This is a genomic window from Bacterioplanoides sp. SCSIO 12839 (assembly GCF_024397975.1).
GTDB lineage: Bacteria > Pseudomonadota > Gammaproteobacteria > Pseudomonadales > Oceanobacteraceae > Bacterioplanoides.
This window is the reverse complement of record NZ_CP073745.1, coordinates 1,721,314-1,737,776: the sequence shown is the minus strand read 5'-3', so window position 1 is coordinate 1,737,776 and position 16,463 is coordinate 1,721,314. Positions and strand designations below refer to the sequence as shown.

The window sequence follows — 16,463 nt, the reverse complement described above, 5'->3', positions numbered from 1 at the left end:
GGCTACCTCCCTACTTTCTGCAAGCGAGTCTTCTGTATCGTTTGCTGCTGGTGGTATTCATCCGTTTTTTTTAGCTGACTCACCCCACCCTCAAGATTGAGCAACTCATCCAGTGCTTCAAGGCAACTCTCCCCTTTAAAACCACTGGTTTTGGCATGTACAGAGCCCTCTTCATCAATGGTGATGACCACTTTTTGTTCAGGCATTAATCTGCTCCCTATCACAGACGATTTTCGCCGCCAGCCTTTTAGCATCTTTTCTAGCTTCGGCTAACTGCTCAGTCGTTGAAATCACCAAATATCGCTTACCCGCATGTGTCCGCAACTCGGTATCTTCTGCCGGTAACTCTTCGTCTGGCCAGGTAAATATGGAAGACGCTTTGCTCTGGTTTTCTATCCCAAGTAGCTTCTCTAACGCCAGACTATCTTTCTTGGGTTTGTAGCTAAATTCAGACCCGTGATCAGCAATTTCCACGTTTGCGGCTTCTAAATCCAATTGAGCTTTTTCCAGCATTTGCTCCGCTTCTTTAATCTTTCGATCAAGCTGATTTATTGAGCGCTCCCTGGACTCCATTGCTCCCTCAAAGGCTTTATAATGTTTTTTCCAGGTGCTGTTTTTTATTTCACCCTTCCATTGCTTGGCTTGCTCAATCGTCATACGAGACATGACTATAACTTTATCTAAAGCTTCAGAGTTACTGCCCTCCTCAGTATCTACCGGAACTTTTCCATGGAGAAAACTGGGTAATTTCACACCAGCAAGTTGTTTGTCATTTAGATTACCAAAAGCTCCAGCCCATTGAGAGAGGAATTGCTTATCGATATCCTCAAGCTGCATTTCCTTTTCTGATTTCAGCTTTTCCCGGGCAGATTCTTTACTATCAACTACCTCTGATTTTTTGCTCTGTTTACATTCTAAATCTTTCTTCTTTTCTAACCATTGACTATGTTGTTCAGCCTCATCAATTTTCGCAGCGGTTTCACTTCCCCTCTTGTCGATTTCTGCCATCAATTTATCAATTCGACCCGTGTACTCCAGCCGACCTGCAGGAGTTGCTGCAGTGACAGACCAATCTTTTAACGCATCGAGCTCACGATTTATCGACTTGACGGATTGATTCTGCCCCAGCAAAAATGACTTTATGAAACCAGTTAGCCGATCCGGTATGCTTTGCTGCTTTTCATTAATAGAGATCAACTTACCTTCAAGAGCTTGCAAGCGCTTCTTCCAATCTGTCTCTGCGTCATCCCAATGCGAGTACAGATCATCTTTTACCGCTTGAGAAGGAGCATAAGGAGGATGAATATCGACTTCATAGTCAACCTGGTACGCCATAAAATCTTGTTGCCAGTTCACAGAATCGCCCGCTAAGGCTTGAGCACTTTCATTTAGGAACTGGTCAATATCACCCGTACTAATTGCCTCTAATGTGCGGGCTCTTTTTTCTTTAAGATTTTGAATATCACCAGGGTTATCTGCAAACCGGACCTGCTGGTTGCTAGCAATATCTTGCATGGCAAAATCAGATTTATAGTGCCAAGCAGCGTCATCTATAGCCAGGTCGTAGGCATCATGAATAGACTGACTCTCTCTTTTTGACAGCCTTAAACACCAATTTGCTTTACTGAAATCGGCTTCATCCGGTAACAGCCAATTACCTTCTTCAGACAATATGAGAGATGGGATAGAAGAATCGGTTAGAGCAACACCGTCACGTGCTGCGATAGCAATATTCTTGCTTTGGCTTGAAAGCAACATACGATAATCACTAAGCCCAGCACCAGGTTCTTCCGCGTCGTCTCGATAATGGTCTCGATAACTGATTGCAGTCAGGCTCTGTAAAGACGCCTGAATACAACTCCCAAGGCTTCCAACCAAGTGATGTGAATGATTCGTTACAATGACTCCATCAGGGTGAGTGTTTTGAAACGCGCCGGACGCCTCATTCAAGCACTCAGAGCTTGAGCTTTCCCAAAACAATTTACAAAAACTACGAAAACAGTCTTCTATCTGTTTTTCTTCGAGTTCGACAGCCCAAGCTTTTGAATCAGATGCCTCAAAAACAGCGCTGTTCATGATCAACATACCCGTCGGCGCAGTCGTCGAGTGGTCAACCAACATTAAAGCTCCTTTCTGTTCTACCCCAGTTCGAATCAGACAACGCCCAGATAGAGCATCTATTGCAGTTTTGTTTCGCTTTGGCTCACCCACCAGCAGGTAAACTCGAACGCCACGATCAGCAGTCTGCTGCAACAGCTCGATTATTTCTTCGCTTTTGATCAGATCACTGGCTATCAATAGAGTCAGGCGAGCACTATTGATTGCTGTACGGAGTGCTTCAAAGCCTTCTAGGTCAATAACACCAGAGGTCGAAAAATCACAATCAGAGTCTTGATGGCAAAAAAGCGCAGGTAACTGTTCGTCCCGATAATCAATCGAGAATTCATCTTGCCTTATTTTTATCTGCTCCATCACGCAACCTCCATGGACTGGGCTTCTTCAATGGCTTTTTTTAAGTATTGAGGAAGCTCATTCTCTTCTTTAGGAGTGAAACCCGGTGTACCAGCAATAACAAAACCACCATCCCTCTCCAGCATAAAATCTAGGCCACTACTGCATTCCCAGTAGTAATTATGCTCGGAGCCAATAAATATCCAGTAGCGGCCATGATTGTCATGATCTTTTCGCAGTGTTTTTCGTTGCCAATTATCAGGTAGGGTCACGTCTTTTCCGTGCTTTGACTCCAGGGTTAACAACAAACCTTCAGCGCCATCAAGACAATCAGCTACCGATGCCAGATTTCTCCCTTGTCTACCGGTGTGGACATAACGGTCTGAATAAATGAGTTGTCGTATGTCATCGTCATCCGTCAATTTCCGTATCAATTGATAAAGATCCAGCTCATCCTCATTAACTAAGCTAATGGGCAGACGTAACTTCTTACTTTTGGCTGGGGTTAAATCCGCCATGGCAGCCACATGCCAAAACGCAGCAGGCTCCTGCTCTCGACTAAAACAATTCACTAAGCTCGTACCCGTTTTAAGATTTAACTCATAGTCATGTAACGCTGGATGATCCAACCATTGTGCCTGCCGCTGAATTGCCTTTTCAGTTGGCTGGTAAGAGGTCTCATAGAATCTATCCAACCAACATTTCTGCCACTGCTCGGCATCTGTCTGGTCTAGCGGCATGACTGGAAGACGCTCACCGGACACCCGCTTAAAATCGCCTATTGAAGTCGTTATATCGTCAATATAAAAATTGGAAATTTGGAAGTTATTCGTTGAAGCCTGGCGTGCCTGAGCCTCTTCTAATCCCAGCATTAACCGTTGAAGATCACTTCGCCAGCTACCATCAAACTCTTCAGCAATAAAATCCATTATCGGATCGAATTCATCCTGGAATCCATCAATGCTTAATTCAAACGCCTCAGGTCGCTCTCTGTCTTTGTTGCTATTGCCGAATAGCAACACATCCAACTGACCTGCAAGCTTAATTTGAGAGTTTGATCGAGAGAGAGACCAGTTTAGCTCGGCATCGGCGTCTCCTTTGGGAGAGCAAATAACCTCAGGCTCCAACTTTACTAGCTCTAAATTGGTTTTGCGCTGTTCGGTTTTTCGGCCATTAAACTCCTCGTCAATGACCTCAACATTAAGGTTGCCATCAACATGAAATCCATTCCTAATGGCATCGTTACCTTTTAACCAAACTTCTGTTTTTTCAGGCTCAAAGAAGGCGGTATCTCGTTGTATACAAACTGGCCTTTTTTTCAGCAGAGGATCATCATTGGTGTACCAAATATGGTAGAGACCCCGCTCAGTGATTTCATACATGCCAGTAGCTTTAACTTGCAGCCCTGTTTCGGTTAGGAGTCCAGAATCACTATCCCACAATGATTCACGCGACAAATAAGATTTAAGCCTTTCGGGTAGAGTTTCGTGTTTGTTCTCTACGACTTTCAACAAAGAGACTAAATCTAGACGCTCATGCTGAAACGTTATTTTTGCGATAACAGGATAGCGGCGCAGCTCAATATTGCGTTTTAAGCTTAATTTCAGCTGATTTGATTTCTTTTTACTCATTTACTGCATTCCACTTGAGCAGACTTGGCTAATTCACGCAGCTCTTCGGTCCACGATTTTTCTCTGAAATATTTATGATGGCCAACGACGACCATTTGGTAACGAGCCCGGGTTATGGATACATTTAATCGGTTCGGTGAATCCATAAAGCCGTCTCGCTTAGTGTTTACCATGGATAAAAATACAACATCGGCTTCCTGGCCCTGGAAGTAATCAACCGTCGCCAGTTTGATAGCGATACCCTTGTACACAAACCTTGCGTAGCGTGATTTGTTTCCCGGTAGCTGCTGAAGTGCTTCTCTCAGCGCTTTTTCCTGCCCCTTGTAGAAAGTGAGTATCGCAACATCATAGGGCTCCTGTTTATCGTTTTTCTTTTTGCCTTCGGCCCAATCACAAAAGGCCTTTAGCTCTCTAATAACAGACTTTACTTCCTTATCATTGGCATTGCGGTAAGTACTTCCGGATACATCCAGCCAGATATTTCGTTTACGAAATCGAGAGTAGCCCCAGGCACGATCAGCCTCCGTTCTACTGCCATCCGACAGCTCTCCCTTCTTGTAGAATTGTTGCCTTGGGAACCCCGAGATATCGGGATGCATACGATGCTGATAGTTTAAAGTCGAGTGACGCTGTTGTTTTTCAACATCAGATAACCCCTGATTCAGCGTTGTTGGTTCGTCCTTTCTTCTCTTGGCTAAACCATCACCCGATAACGCCTCAAGAATGGAAGGAAAAGCGATATCCTTGAGAATATGAATGCGACCGTCGGCGTCAATTGATTTAGGGAACAGTCTTTTTAGCGTATTGGAGATAGTCCGCGTTTTTTTATCATAGTTTTTGGAGAGCCGGAGCCAATATTCGCGCTCCAAGCGCCAACATACCTCTTCAGACCATTTCGTAGTATTTAAACGGTCAAGTAGCTGATTGTGTATGTCAACGGTATTCGAGTAGTCACTCGTTTTTACACTGAATGGCTTTTGGGTATCAGCTCCCCTTAATCGATGCTGAAATGCTTGGCAGGTGCCCGACCAGTTCGGATGCACAACTAACATATCATCGGGAATCAGGGACTGGATAATCGACAACACATTTTCGTCTACAAAGCATAAATTTGATTGGTAAAGAGCTTTCGGGGATTGCTCTACCTCATTCACATCGATATAAAGCTCTTCTCCTGATTTTCTTCTTTGGCGCTGACCAATCAATAAAATATTCTCTAGCCCCGCATTAAGCTCAGAATCCTTTAAACGCGCTCTAACTTCATGATTTAACGCTGACAACGTAGAAGATGTAACCGGCACAAGCATAGGCTGCTGATAAGGCTTGTTTCTATGTCCTCTTAGCTCTTCAAGTAAAAAACAAGCTTGTTGAACCTCTTTAGGCAGTGTCTCGGCGGGGGCTTTCCCACGCGGAGGTTTCAGCATTAAATCATCAAGATTGGCAATAATCTGCTCTCTATCGGTAAAAGGAGAAAGCTGTTTAACATCACCGACCAAAACCCAGCGCTTTGCAAAGCGTGCTGGAACCAGGAATTCCTGAAACGTCGTTTTGCTGCACTCATCAATAATCATCACGTCAAAGGGTGGCTCTCCCCGATCCAACGTAATGTCACGGTCATTAAAGAGCCGCAGAATGCCAATGGTTGTGCCACACACTAGATTGGATGAATCAACCATTAATTGCTTACTGATCTGCTGACAACCCGCAGCCTTTTGTAGCGTCTCGAGCACATTATCGAATTGATATTCCTCAACACCAATTGCGTTATTCTCATTCCCTACTCTAAGAGGAAAGATACGGCTCGAAAGCTCATTATTTTCTTTGATACGTTCTAATACGTTATTAATGGCAGCATGCGTTGAGGCCGATAACAACACTCGTTTTCCATCTAAGACCAACTGCATAATCAGTTCAAGAATGGTTGTGGTCTTACCGGTACCCGGCGGACCATCGAGTATCGCAAAGTCTGGTGTAACCAAAGCCTTTGCCACAAATTCTCGCTGTCGGTTACAACCATCAAAATTTGGATCCGTCAGCACACGCCATTTAATTTCACCTTCAGGCCTAGGTTCAAAAGACTCCCATGCCGTTGATTTTCTATCTTGCAGTAACTGGATCAATGGCGCATAACCCAGTTTAGGCCGACTCATCAGTTGATTAATCGCCTCTTTCTGGCGTTTTAGTTGACTGGTATCGACGCTCACACGCAGTTCATTTTTCTTATTCGCAGAAGGATATTCACTTTTCCAATTTTTTTTCCCTTTCACATTTCTGGCAAGCAACAATTGTCGTTCTTCTGGCTTGGCCTTCACCACCCTATAGCCGTCATCATGCTTTCTCTGACTTGAGTCTAAGATTTTGATGTTTTGATTATCGCCAAAAAAGTAATCCAGGTCAGATCTGCCACTCTCATCTCCAGCAGTTTCCTTCTCTATCAGCTGTATCCATTTTTCTTCTATTCCGCGAGGCTCGACCTTGAAGCATAATCCCGGCAATCGTGAACTCGTTAGCAGCTGATCCTCGTTTAGAGACGCTGTACCCAAAGCTTCGAGCCTAAACCGATCCTGGTCAGCTATGAGCGACCAGTCTTCCTTTTGTAATTTGCCATTATCAGATTTCAGGTAATCCACAGTGATGGTACCCAGCTGCCTTGCCGTTACATCAGAGATTTCGCAATGAGTGAGCTTCGGCTTGTTTTTACTAAATACAAGCCAACCATTGCCGTCTTTGCGATGAGAGAGCCGCTCAACATCTGATTCTCTTATAGAAATAGAAACAGTATGAACCGCTGCCTGGCCATCAATTGTCACGCGGCTATTCGCTGAGATATAACCCTCAACGGTCAGTTGTTGATCACGCACTCCAGTCACTTTGCAGGAATGACCATCAACCTCAACGCTTGTTATATCGCTCAGATTGGTAACCAAGGGGCGGACTTCTAGCTGATAACCACTCCATTGGATCACTCTATGATCGGCCAAATCTGGAAGATATATTTCAAACCTCCCATCTTCTTTCCGGAAACCTTCTCCTCCGATTTCGAACTTCAGCCGTTCACTGCCTTTACCAGCAATTACTGGGTCTTCCAGCTCGGGCATAAACTCAGTTTGATCCGGAACTTCACCATCAACCGATATAATTTCAAACCAACCTTGCTTCTCACAAGAAAGGACAATTTCACTAATCGGTGTGACTTTCCAGACACTTGTGGTTGGTATTAACCGATAAGACTTATTAGCAAGTGGCTTCCAAAGACAACTAACCTCTTTGCTTTCAAGTGCTTTGATGCTGTTTTCTAAATAGTGCCGAAAAGGAGTCAAAACCTTGATAGTTTGATTGGCCAGTTCGGATGCATCAAAAGCACTGCCTTCCAGTGCGGTAAAAAACGGATTGTCCATATACAACTACTTACTTGGTATAAATGGGTTTTCGCCTTCTTGTTTTAGACGGGGCTTTTTATCCTTAGATGGTTCGATAGGTTCTGGCGACGAAGAACTTGCCAATACCGCACGCCCTTTCGCCCAGGCTCGCGTGGCGGATATGACTTCTTCCATGGTCTGGGATAATGGCGCAGTGGCAGCTAATGCTTTAAGAATATGTTCCTTAGCGAGCTGCTCTTGCTCATCAAAAGCGAGAAACATCGCCTCTTTTACGGCTTCTTCGAGCTCTGCTCCGGTATAGCCTTTACTGGCTACTGCCAACTCCTCTATCTCGTCTGCGGTGAAATCGTCAAAACGGTCACGTCGCTTTAGGTGAATGGACAATATTTCCTTGCGGTCCGGCAGTACTGGTAAATCAACAAAGAAGATTTCATCAACTCGGCCTTTACGCAGTAACTCTGGAGGTAGTTGGTCAATATGGTTGGCTGTAGCAACCACAAACACCGGCTTGTCCTTTTCTTGCATCCAGGTCAGAAAAGTTCCCAGCACACGAGACGTGGTTCCACCGTCCGTTGAACCAGAGCTCTGCATCCCAGACAGACCTTTTTCAATTTCATCAATCCATAAGATACTCGGTGCTAATGCTTCGGCAGTCTGCAGAGCTGCACGAATATTAGCCTCAGACTGGCCAACAATTCCGCCGTAAATCTTCCCCATATCCAAGCGAAGTAAGGGTAGTTGCCAAGCATTGGCTACGGCTTTAGCCGCAAGACTCTTGCCCGAACCGGGCAGCCCCAGTAACAAAACGCCTCGCGGTGTCTCCAGCCCATACTCTTTTGCTTCTGGAGTAAATGCTTTACGACGCCGGTTCAGCCAAGCCTTCAAATTATCCAAACCGCCAATATCATCCAGTGTTGCTTGCGGATGAAAATACTCCAGATGGCCACTTTTGCGAATCACCTGCTCTTTTTCTTTCACGACAAATGGGATTTCTGTTCTTTTCAAGCGTTTGAACTGACAGGCAGCCTTTGAGAACGCCATTTGTGCTTCAGTCGTTGAGAGCCCTAATGCTGCCTCAATTAAGGAATCAGACTCATCGTAATCACTATCAGCAATGTCATAGCGCTGTTGAGCTTGCTTCATGATCTTTCTTAGATCTTCGGCATCTGGCAATGGCATTTCCATCACCTGAGTTTCTTTCTCCAACTCAGGTGGTAGGCAATGCATAGGTTGAGACAATACCAAGGTACAGCCAGTAATCTCGCGACTGGCAACTGCGATAGCAAAACTGCGTAACCGACTGATCAGCTGATGATCTGCCACTGTCAGAAAAGGGTGGAAATCTTCAAGCAACAAGAGGAATTCTTGGTTGTCGCCACGACTGTATTCCAACAACCACTCTAAAACCTCATGAGGCTGCCCCTGATCCCCATCAGCGGTCTCAAATGCTCCACCCTGGGCAATGTACTTACGAAGGCCATCTGACGCGCTCCAGACGTATAGATCGCGTTCTAGCTCATTGACTGTTTGTATACAGCAAGCACGAATACGCAACGTTTCATGGCTAATAATTTGCAACAACGCAGCTGACGACTGCACATTGACTTTGAAACTTTCGAGAAACGACACGATAAATCCTTTTTAAGGCTCCATACCCTGAGCGTTTTCAGGGCTTATTAATTTTGCAGCTAACCTGCTATCTACCAGGATGGCGGCCATACTAACGCATCAAACTGATAAAATTAACGATTAAATATAATCACTCACGCAACAATCGCCGCAAATGCACACTCACCCATAACCCTCAAAAATCGCTCACAAAACAACCAAAAACAGCGTATTTTTCACCGTTCACAGATTCTGTGAACGGGAAACGCGTTGCATCTTCCGACCCCTTCTTCCGTTAGAGTAAGTAATATCATCTTTGCACCCCCTCTGCCGTGTACACCCCCCAAAAAACAATTCATTTGAGCCCATACAAATTGTGACTCTCTGATGAATTTATGAATTTTGTCTTATTTTTCAATGCGTTACCAAAACCCCTCCCGTTCACAGTAAAAAATTCACCGGAAACGTTTCCACGTTTCCCGTTCACACGAGCGTTTCCCATTCCGTTCACGGGAGAAGGGGTCGGAAGATAGAACGAAAATTTGGGAAAATTTCCGTTCACAACCTGTGAACGGCCCGTGAACACGCCGTTCACGAATTTTTTCCGCTGTGAACGGACATCTGGAGAAGGGGTCAGGAGATAGAAAGCTGACCAAAAGGCCAGCTAAATTGTCAGTAAACGAAAAAATAGGCCATCAGCACCCTTAAATTGAATTACCCACGGATTATTATTAACAAATTTAGAACAATAACTTGAACTACAACCGGTTAACACACCCCGATGAATAACAAACCAAACCTGCCCCTCCTACTCTCGCCCTCACTCTCTGGACAAACCACCAGAACACAGAAAAATCTGATCAGAGTCGCCAGGGACATTGAGAAAGTCATCAAATAGAGCCATCTCGGGGAGTGTTTTCAAGGGAACTCTGACGGGGAAACGCTGGGAAACGCTGGGAAACGCTGGGAAACGCTGGGAAACGCTGGGAAACGCTGGGAAACGCTAGGAAACGCGCGCCCTCTTGTGCTATTACGCTAGAGGGCTTATTTCACCACTACGGGCTTTCACAATTCAATATCACTACCCATTCAATATCACTAGGGCTGTAAATGCTCTGCAACTTTATCAAGGCTCACCCCAAAGTATGTGCACAACCTATCCAGAACATCTGTATTAGTCGTATACCCTCTTTGGTTTGCAATTTTAGACAGTGTCGTACGATGGATTCCTGTCCCCTGAGCAACCTCCTCCAAAGTTACTTTACGCCCTTCTTCAAACTCTTTATTGGCAATCAATTCTTTCAGGCGAAAGCGGATCATCTCAAAACATCTCCAGTTAATAATTCGCGGAGTTTACTACACCACATGAAGCTCATCTAGAATAACAAAAGCTTCATTTGTAGATAAAGAAGTGCAAATGTAGCGTACATTCATCAACAATACCTTTAGAATCGCTCATACTCTTCAAATGATGAGTAAAAGCAACATATGATGATAAAGGTATACGAAATGACTGATGATTATTTAACCTTTCCGAACAGTAAACGCGTAGCTGAATTCACAGAGCATGATGAGCGAATCAGAGCAGCTCGCTCAGAGACACCAACGCTAGAAGAGTTCACTGAGATTTGGCTGAATGAGATGAAGGTTGAGTGGCGCGATAGCCATGCTATATCCGTGATGAGCAATCTCAACACTTATGTCCTGCCGGTGCTTGGCAAAATAGATGTCAGCGCCATCACCAAAGCCCAGATTCTTAGCTTCCGCTCCACTCTCGCCAAAGAACCAAAGCAGAAGAAAGAAGCCTTAAAACCAGCCACCATCAATAAGATCATGACGCCTTTAAGAATGATTTTGAATGAAGCCGCTGACCGCTATGATTTTAACTCACCATTTAAAGGGATTAAATCGCTAAAAATCCAACGAGTCGATGTTGAGCCATTTAGCCTGGAGGAAGTAAGGCTTATTTTGGATAACGTCCGCCCAGATTTTCACGCCTATTACACGTTGCGCTTCTTCACAGGCATGCGAACAGGTGAAATAGATGGCCTGCAATGGCGTTACGTCGATTTCGAGCGTCGATTGATTCTAGTGCGTGAAACGGTGGTTGATGGCCGCATCGAATACACCAAAACCGATGGCTCTCAGCGCGACATCCAAATGAGCGATTTGGTTTATGAAGCATTACAGGCTCAGTTCAAAGTAAGCGGCAACCAAAAATTCGTGTTCTGCACTCAGGCATGTACACCGTTGTCGCACAATAACGTTACTAAGAGAGTCTGGTACCCACTGCTTCGCTATCTGAAGTTAAAAAAGCGTCGTCCCTACCAGACTCGGCATACTGCAGCGACGCTGTGGCTGGCTTCAGGTGAAAGCCCGGAGTGGATTGCCGCTCAAATGGGGCATACCACCACCGAAATGCTCTTTCGAGTCTACTCTCGTTATGTCCCAAACCTGACCCGCCGGGATGGCTCTGCCATTGAGCGCCTACTTAATGAGCATATTGGCCCATCAAATAAGCGCCTTAATCAGGTATCCGGGATTAATAATGGAGAAGATGACGATGCATCCTGATAACTTTAATCTGGTTTGGGTTTCAAAAGAGGCCCGTGAAATTGCCAGCAAACTCGTTGCTGAGCACTCTATTCTCCAAGGCTATGGCATGGCCAGCTATTTGAGCCTTCCTGGAGGCTATGATAACCACAGCGCGGTCCAGCTATGGGTCCACAACAAAATCCAGAAATGGCCGCCAGAGTACCTGTCAATTCCTGAGCTAAATAAAGCTTTCTTAAGCTGCTTCCCAGATCATCTGCTGAACCCTGCCAGCCACTAAGATCATTTAACGCAGGGCATTAAGCCCTGCTGGAATGGCATTAAAGCTCAAAAGAGCTTTTCCACCCCAACATCCAAATCAATCCCTGTTTAAACATCACCTCACCACCGGCAACTCATTCCAATTGGTCGTATAAGCAGGAGAGAGATAATTTCGACTCATTCGCCACGCCTCCATGCTTTTATCCGCTTTGCGAACAGCAGACCTCCCCAAGCAAACACCGCCAGGAAAGCGCTGATTCAGCTGATCTAACGTTGTCATCAGCTGAGGATTTCCAGCTTTGGAAGGATCGTTAAAAAGATCTCCTTGATGAATCTTGTGATGATCCAGATCCACGAGCATGACACCCGCTTTAGCGTACCGATAGCCGGGTTTCCAGATGTGTATTAACAGGCGGTTGGCTGTTCGGGCTATTTCAAGGCTGTCAGAAGTCGGCTCTACAAACCGATGATTAACACTGCCCGAATACTGAGCTTCATTCGGATTGAACCGTCCGGTTCGGATAAATACCTGCAAACCACCCGCCTTCAACCCATCTTGGCGGAGCTTCTCTCCAGCTCTGACAACGTGGTGAGAGATAGCAGCCTGAAGCTCTCTTAAATCGGTAACACGCTGTCCAAAAGACCGGCTACTGATAATTTGCTGCCGCGCGGGGATGTCTTCTTCAAGGCTAAGGCATGAAAGCCCCCGTAATTCACGAGCGGTCTTTTCGAGCACAACACTAAAGCGCTTTTTAAGCCAAGCGGTATCTGCCTGGCTTAATTGCAAAGCCGTATAGATCCCCTCGACTCTGAGTTTCTCGGATAATTTTCGTCCGACTCCCCATACACCCGATACTTCTAACTTGTCTAAGGCTTCCTGAATTCGCTCCGGGGAATCCAATACAGCAACGCCACTCTCTGAGCGTTTAGCCAGGTGATTTGCTAACTTCGCCAGCGTTTTGGTGGGCGCGATGCCAACACCAACCCGAATACCGGTCCAACGATAAACAGACTCTCGTACATCCTGCCCATACGCCATCAAATCAAAATGACGCTCGAACCCTGTGAAATCGAGAAAAGCTTCATCAATGGAATAAACTTCAAGCCTCGGTGACTTGCCCTCCAGAACGGTCATTACCCGGCTTGATAGATCGCCATACAAGGCATAGTTCGATGAAAACCAGCGGACACCAGCCAACTCCAAATCAGCCCGACATTGATGAAAAGGTGCGCCCATTTTGATTCCTAAGGCTTTTGCTTCTGCCGAGCGAGCGATGATGCAGCCGTCGTTATTGGATAAGACAACGATCGGAACGCCAATCAGGTCAGGGCGAAACAATCGCTCACAACTGGCATAGAAATTATTGCAATCAACCAGGGCAAACATCAGTGGCGCTTAAAATTCCGAACAACACTGACAACAACCCCAAACACATCCAGGTTTTCGCCTTCAGGGATAGTGATCGGCGGATAGGCGGGGTTGCACGCAACCAAACGAGGGACAGGCCGCAACTCAAGGCGCTTACAGGTTAACTCACCACTCCAGCCCGCAATGACGATGTCTTCGTGATTCGCTTTCAGAGAGCGGTCGACAACCAGAATGTCACCGTCCTCTATACCGGCATCCACCATAGAGTCCCCCTGGACCCTTACGAAGTAAGTGGCTGCAGGGTGCTTGATACATAGCTCGTTCAAATCAAGCGTTGATTCAATATAGTCGGTCGCTGGTGACGGAAAACCAGCGGACACACGCGATGCATAGAATGGCAGGCTCAGAACAGATGGCGAATCTGCCCGCCCAAGTACAGACAAAACCATGAGCAATCCTCAATAATACTGTTTTTATATACAGTATATTGAGTTCAATTGCTCTTGCAAGTAAGACCGCCAAAAGAAACTGGGGCACCTCTGAATTATTCAGAGGTGCCCCAGCTCTGCCGTTCAGCGTTAGCTTCGGCGTTTTTGCTTCTGAGAATTAGAGGAGTCCTGTTCGTCCGTATCCTGCAAACCAAAGATCCATCGCCCTGTCTGTCGGCGATACTTAAAGACAACAATGACGAGTGATACGGCTAAAAAGCCAAGAAGAATACCGGCAGGCGAGTAAAGAATGCTGTATGGCATGATGAACTCCAATCTGGTCGTTCTCTGATTCTAACAGCAAAAAAATCAAATGGATGATATGAACGTCACCCACACACGTTGGTCCAGGCTGAATCGCCACCATTAGCACTCAGGCAGAGTACCAATGGTTGCGTTACAAGCGCCTAAGCTGAGGCAATTTCCTCAAGCTTAGTCAGAATTTCTTTTCTGATGATGCCAAAATCAATAGTTGAAGCGCTGGTTTCAGCAGCTGGTGCAACAATCGTGAGATTGACCTTTGAACCATTGCGATAAGGTACCGCTTTTAATTCAAAATACACCTTCTTCCCGCGATTCATAATGTACCGCCCCTTGCTCTCTCTTTTGGCGAGGCGATCAAAGTTAGCAGTCATGCTTTTAACATCGTAAGGCGAGTCGATTTCCAGTGAATAAAAGACCGTGCCGGTTTTCAGTGTTTCTACGACTTGCTGAGGCGTATAGGTTGGAACATCAAACTTGCCAATCAGCCCTTCCTGATAAGCATCCGATGCGACAGGCTTCATCATCACGGAGTAGCTGTCCGGCGCATCAGAAACGGCATAATCAATGGTGTATTTAATACCCGAGCCTGGCGATACGCCACTGACAGAAACATTCTGAGTACGGCGGTGAATCTGTAGCTGGCTATCTGACAGCTTATTAAAAGTCAGTACCTCTTGCGCCTCTTTTGGTCCACGCTTGAAGCCTTTGAAATTAATATCTCCAATAAATTTGTACCCAGAAACGATATCCGATGTCTTAGGCACAACATATCTGACGGTCTCAATATCGTCAGATAAGGGAACTGCAGGTTTAACCGGGGTTGTTTTACACCCAGTCAGAAACAGGCCGGTTAATACCGCCATGACAGACAGCTTAACGCTACGATTCATACTTAACTCCATTTTCAATTTGAACGCTGATCTCGGTGAGAAAGCGCAGCACCACTTCAATTGTGTGCAACCCCACACCTAAGAGAGTACTCATTATGAGTACGCAATGAAATATACAATCTTAGATACCCACACTCAATGGCGCAAACAAGGGTAATTATGTGAGAAGTCAGAAAACGGCCAGGAGATTGGTACTCATTTTGGATATAAAAGCAATCGCATCGACAATAATCCGATGCAGAAAACAATCACCTCAGCACGGTATCAAAGGCTTATAAAGGGCTTAATTGACCGCCGCCAACAGCAAAAGATCAGCATTCGCGAACTGGCCGAACGGCTGGACGTTGCTCACTCCTTTGTACAGCGCATTGAAAATCTTGAACGTCGCCTGGATGTCTATGAATTTGTGACATACTGCGATGCCCTGGGTCTTGACCCGCATGAAGGTCTCGACATTCTGATGTTCAAATAAAGACACACAACACGGGCAAGCCTCCTCCTCTTCCATAGCAACTATGTGATTCAACATGCGAGCGACGCTCAAACTAGCCTCTCGCCAATGCCTGGAACATAATTTGATCACCAGCAACGAAGGGGTAAAAAATGACTCAACTCGCCATACACACCCGAGATCACCGCACGGAATCACTAATTAAGGTGTATTCTGCCAACATGCTACTCAATGCTGTTTCCGAGGTAGCACGCAAACACCGAAGCCAGTTTTACGAAGAATCCCTCAAAGTTCGTGAATATGCCGCAAGCCGCATTACGGAAAAGCTTGAACAGGTTAAAGCGGATTACCCGAAGTTTTCACAAGTAGCAGCCAGCATAGAAGCTGCCAAACAACTCGAAGCAGAGTGCTACGAAAAAACCGGTCATCGCCCCCTCTGCTCTCAAATAGAGATTTCCATATGCGACGTGATGACGGCAGGTGAACATGAGGATGTCGTGGTCGATCCTGAATTTATCGGCAGAATCGACATTCCTATTCAAAATGACCAAGTATTAGATATCTGGAACAAACTCACCACCAGCACCGGTTAACGCATAGAACATCACTGAGCGATTAGCGGGATCTTTGAACATCCTATTTTGTCATGGCAAAAAATTGAACAGAAATGCTCAGCTTTATGACCGCCGCCTCTATAAGGCGGAGGTCATACACCAAAATTGGCACATTTAAGCGATTCCCAGAAAGTGGACACACCCCCGCTATACAGGAGAAACAACTATTTTTGGTGAAAAAAATGAATACGCTCTTTTTGGTCATGGCAGAGTTTGAGTCTGCAGAAATAAAGCTCGATCAGGTATGTGAAAGCCACTTTGGAATGAAAATCGCACAAGCTCGGCGGAAAGCCTCCCTTCATGATTTACCGGTCCCGTTTTACAAAAAAACCGGAAAATCGGATTACTATTGTCGCGCTATGGACTGGGCTGAATACATTGACAGCAGAGCGCACGATGCTCGGCAGCAATGGGCTAAGATGAACGGCATCGCTTCATGAGGCTTTCGGTAAGTTCTATACAAACTTAGAGACTATATGCAACCAAAGCATTCGCCCAAAAGC

General features: G+C 45.7%; 14 protein-coding genes. 5 read left to right on the top strand and 9 right to left on the bottom strand.

The annotated features are described in order from the left end of the window. Positions 1 to 2: 2 nt before the first annotated feature. The 6 genes from KFF03_RS08095 to KFF03_RS08070 form a co-directional block, all read right to left on the bottom strand. Positions 3 to 206 (bottom strand): DUF2997 domain-containing protein, encoded by a 204-nt coding sequence (locus KFF03_RS08095; RefSeq protein WP_255860559.1) that lies wholly within the window; start codon positions 204 to 206, stop codon positions 3 to 5. Continuing rightward, on the bottom strand, positions 199 to 2,472 hold the full coding sequence (locus KFF03_RS08090) for a TrmB family transcriptional regulator sugar-binding domain-containing protein (protein WP_255860866.1): 2,274 nt from the start codon (positions 2,470 to 2,472) through the stop codon (positions 199 to 201). Before KFF03_RS08090 ends, KFF03_RS08095 begins: the two co-directional genes overlap by 8 nt. Then, positions 2,472 to 4,082 (bottom strand): hypothetical protein, encoded by a 1,611-nt coding sequence (locus KFF03_RS08085; RefSeq protein ID WP_255860558.1) that lies wholly within the window; start codon positions 4,080 to 4,082, stop codon positions 2,472 to 2,474. The genes KFF03_RS08090 and KFF03_RS08085 overlap by 1 nt, the downstream gene beginning before the upstream one ends. Then, positions 4,079 to 7,480, bottom strand: a complete 3,402-nt coding sequence (locus tag KFF03_RS08080; RefSeq protein WP_255860557.1) for an AAA domain-containing protein — start codon at positions 7,478 to 7,480, stop codon at positions 4,079 to 4,081. Before KFF03_RS08080 ends, KFF03_RS08085 begins: the two co-directional genes overlap by 4 nt. 6 nt (positions 7,481 to 7,486) lie before the next feature. After that, positions 7,487 to 9,091, bottom strand: coding sequence for an AAA family ATPase (locus KFF03_RS08075; protein ID WP_255860556.1), 1,605 nt, complete (start codon positions 9,089 to 9,091; stop codon positions 7,487 to 7,489). Between the two features lie 1,077 nt (positions 9,092 to 10,168). Then, complete coding sequence (locus KFF03_RS08070) at positions 10,169 to 10,390, bottom strand: helix-turn-helix transcriptional regulator (protein ID WP_255860555.1); 222 nt, start codon at positions 10,388 to 10,390, stop codon at positions 10,169 to 10,171. Between the two features lie 189 nt (positions 10,391 to 10,579). Between KFF03_RS08070 and KFF03_RS08065 the strand changes: the two genes are divergently transcribed. Both KFF03_RS08065 and KFF03_RS08060 read left to right on the top strand, forming a co-directional pair. After that, on the top strand, positions 10,580 to 11,644 hold the full coding sequence (locus tag KFF03_RS08065) for a site-specific integrase (protein WP_255860554.1): 1,065 nt from the start codon (positions 10,580 to 10,582) through the stop codon (positions 11,642 to 11,644). Then, positions 11,634 to 11,903: a hypothetical protein gene (locus tag KFF03_RS08060; protein WP_255860553.1), complete on the top strand. Its 270-nt coding sequence runs from the start codon at positions 11,634 to 11,636 to the stop codon at positions 11,901 to 11,903. Before KFF03_RS08065 ends, KFF03_RS08060 begins: the two co-directional genes overlap by 11 nt. 96 nt (positions 11,904 to 11,999) lie before the next feature. Here the strand turns inward: KFF03_RS08060 and KFF03_RS08055 are convergent, their stop codons facing one another. From KFF03_RS08055 to KFF03_RS08045, 3 genes are all read right to left on the bottom strand, one after another. Beyond that, positions 12,000 to 13,271: a Y-family DNA polymerase gene (locus tag KFF03_RS08055; protein WP_255860551.1), complete on the bottom strand. Its 1,272-nt coding sequence runs from the start codon at positions 13,269 to 13,271 to the stop codon at positions 12,000 to 12,002. Continuing rightward, a complete protein-coding gene (gene umuD, locus KFF03_RS08050; protein ID WP_255860549.1) occupies positions 13,271 to 13,702 on the bottom strand; it encodes a translesion error-prone DNA polymerase V autoproteolytic subunit in 432 nt (143 codons plus the stop codon). The genes KFF03_RS08055 and umuD overlap by 1 nt, the downstream gene beginning before the upstream one ends. A gap of 446 nt (positions 13,703 to 14,148) precedes the next feature. Further along, positions 14,149 to 14,895 carry a hypothetical protein gene (locus KFF03_RS08045; protein ID WP_255860548.1) on the bottom strand — a complete coding sequence of 249 codons (747 nt, stop codon included), beginning with the start codon at positions 14,893 to 14,895 and terminating at the stop codon, positions 14,149 to 14,151. 235 nt (positions 14,896 to 15,130) lie between these two features. On the opposite strand from KFF03_RS08045, the gene KFF03_RS08040 reads away from it, so the two are divergent. The 3 genes from KFF03_RS08040 to KFF03_RS08030 all read left to right on the top strand — a co-directional run bounded on the left by KFF03_RS08040 (position 15,131) and on the right by KFF03_RS08030 (position 16,400). Then, entirely contained in the window at positions 15,131 to 15,367 is a 237-nt protein-coding gene (locus KFF03_RS08040; protein ID WP_255860546.1) for a helix-turn-helix domain-containing protein, read from the top strand. Positions 15,368 to 15,498: 131 nt separating this feature from the next. Then, positions 15,499 to 15,939: a hypothetical protein gene (locus KFF03_RS08035; protein ID WP_255860545.1), complete on the top strand. Its 441-nt coding sequence runs from the start codon at positions 15,499 to 15,501 to the stop codon at positions 15,937 to 15,939. Between the two features lie 86 nt (positions 15,940 to 16,025). Then, a complete protein-coding gene (locus KFF03_RS08030) occupies positions 16,026 to 16,400 on the top strand; it encodes a pyocin activator PrtN family protein (protein WP_255860544.1) in 375 nt (124 codons plus the stop codon). Positions 16,401 to 16,463: the final 63 nt, after the last annotated feature.

Bases quoted from the DNA above. Each gene is read 5' to 3' on its own strand.
- KFF03_RS08095 (WP_255860559.1), bottom strand. From the start codon at position 206: ATGCCTGAACAAAAAGTGGTCATCACCATTGATGAAGAGGGCTCTGTA.
- KFF03_RS08090 (WP_255860866.1), bottom strand. From the start codon at position 2,472: ATGGAGCAGATAAAAATAAGGCAAGATGAATTCTCGATTGATTATCGG.
- KFF03_RS08085 (WP_255860558.1), bottom strand. From the start codon at position 4,082: ATGAGTAAAAAGAAATCAAATCAGCTGAAATTAAGCTTAAAACGCAAT.
- KFF03_RS08080 (WP_255860557.1), bottom strand. From the start codon at position 7,480: ATGGACAATCCGTTTTTTACCGCACTGGAAGGCAGTGCTTTTGATGCA.
- KFF03_RS08070 (WP_255860555.1), bottom strand. From the start codon at position 10,390: ATGATCCGCTTTCGCCTGAAAGAATTGATTGCCAATAAAGAGTTTGAA.
- KFF03_RS08065 (WP_255860554.1), top strand. From the start codon at position 10,580: ATGACTGATGATTATTTAACCTTTCCGAACAGTAAACGCGTAGCTGAA.
- KFF03_RS08060 (WP_255860553.1), top strand. From the start codon at position 11,634: ATGCATCCTGATAACTTTAATCTGGTTTGGGTTTCAAAAGAGGCCCGT.
- KFF03_RS08055 (WP_255860551.1), bottom strand. From the start codon at position 13,271: ATGTTTGCCCTGGTTGATTGCAATAATTTCTATGCCAGTTGTGAGCGA.
- umuD (WP_255860549.1), bottom strand. From the start codon at position 13,702: ATGGTTTTGTCTGTACTTGGGCGGGCAGATTCGCCATCTGTTCTGAGC.
- KFF03_RS08045 (WP_255860548.1), bottom strand. From the start codon at position 14,895: ATGAATCGTAGCGTTAAGCTGTCTGTCATGGCGGTATTAACCGGCCTG.
- KFF03_RS08040 (WP_255860546.1), top strand. From the start codon at position 15,131: ATGCAGAAAACAATCACCTCAGCACGGTATCAAAGGCTTATAAAGGGC.
- KFF03_RS08035 (WP_255860545.1), top strand. From the start codon at position 15,499: ATGACTCAACTCGCCATACACACCCGAGATCACCGCACGGAATCACTA.
- KFF03_RS08030 (WP_255860544.1), top strand. From the start codon at position 16,026: ATGACCGCCGCCTCTATAAGGCGGAGGTCATACACCAAAATTGGCACA.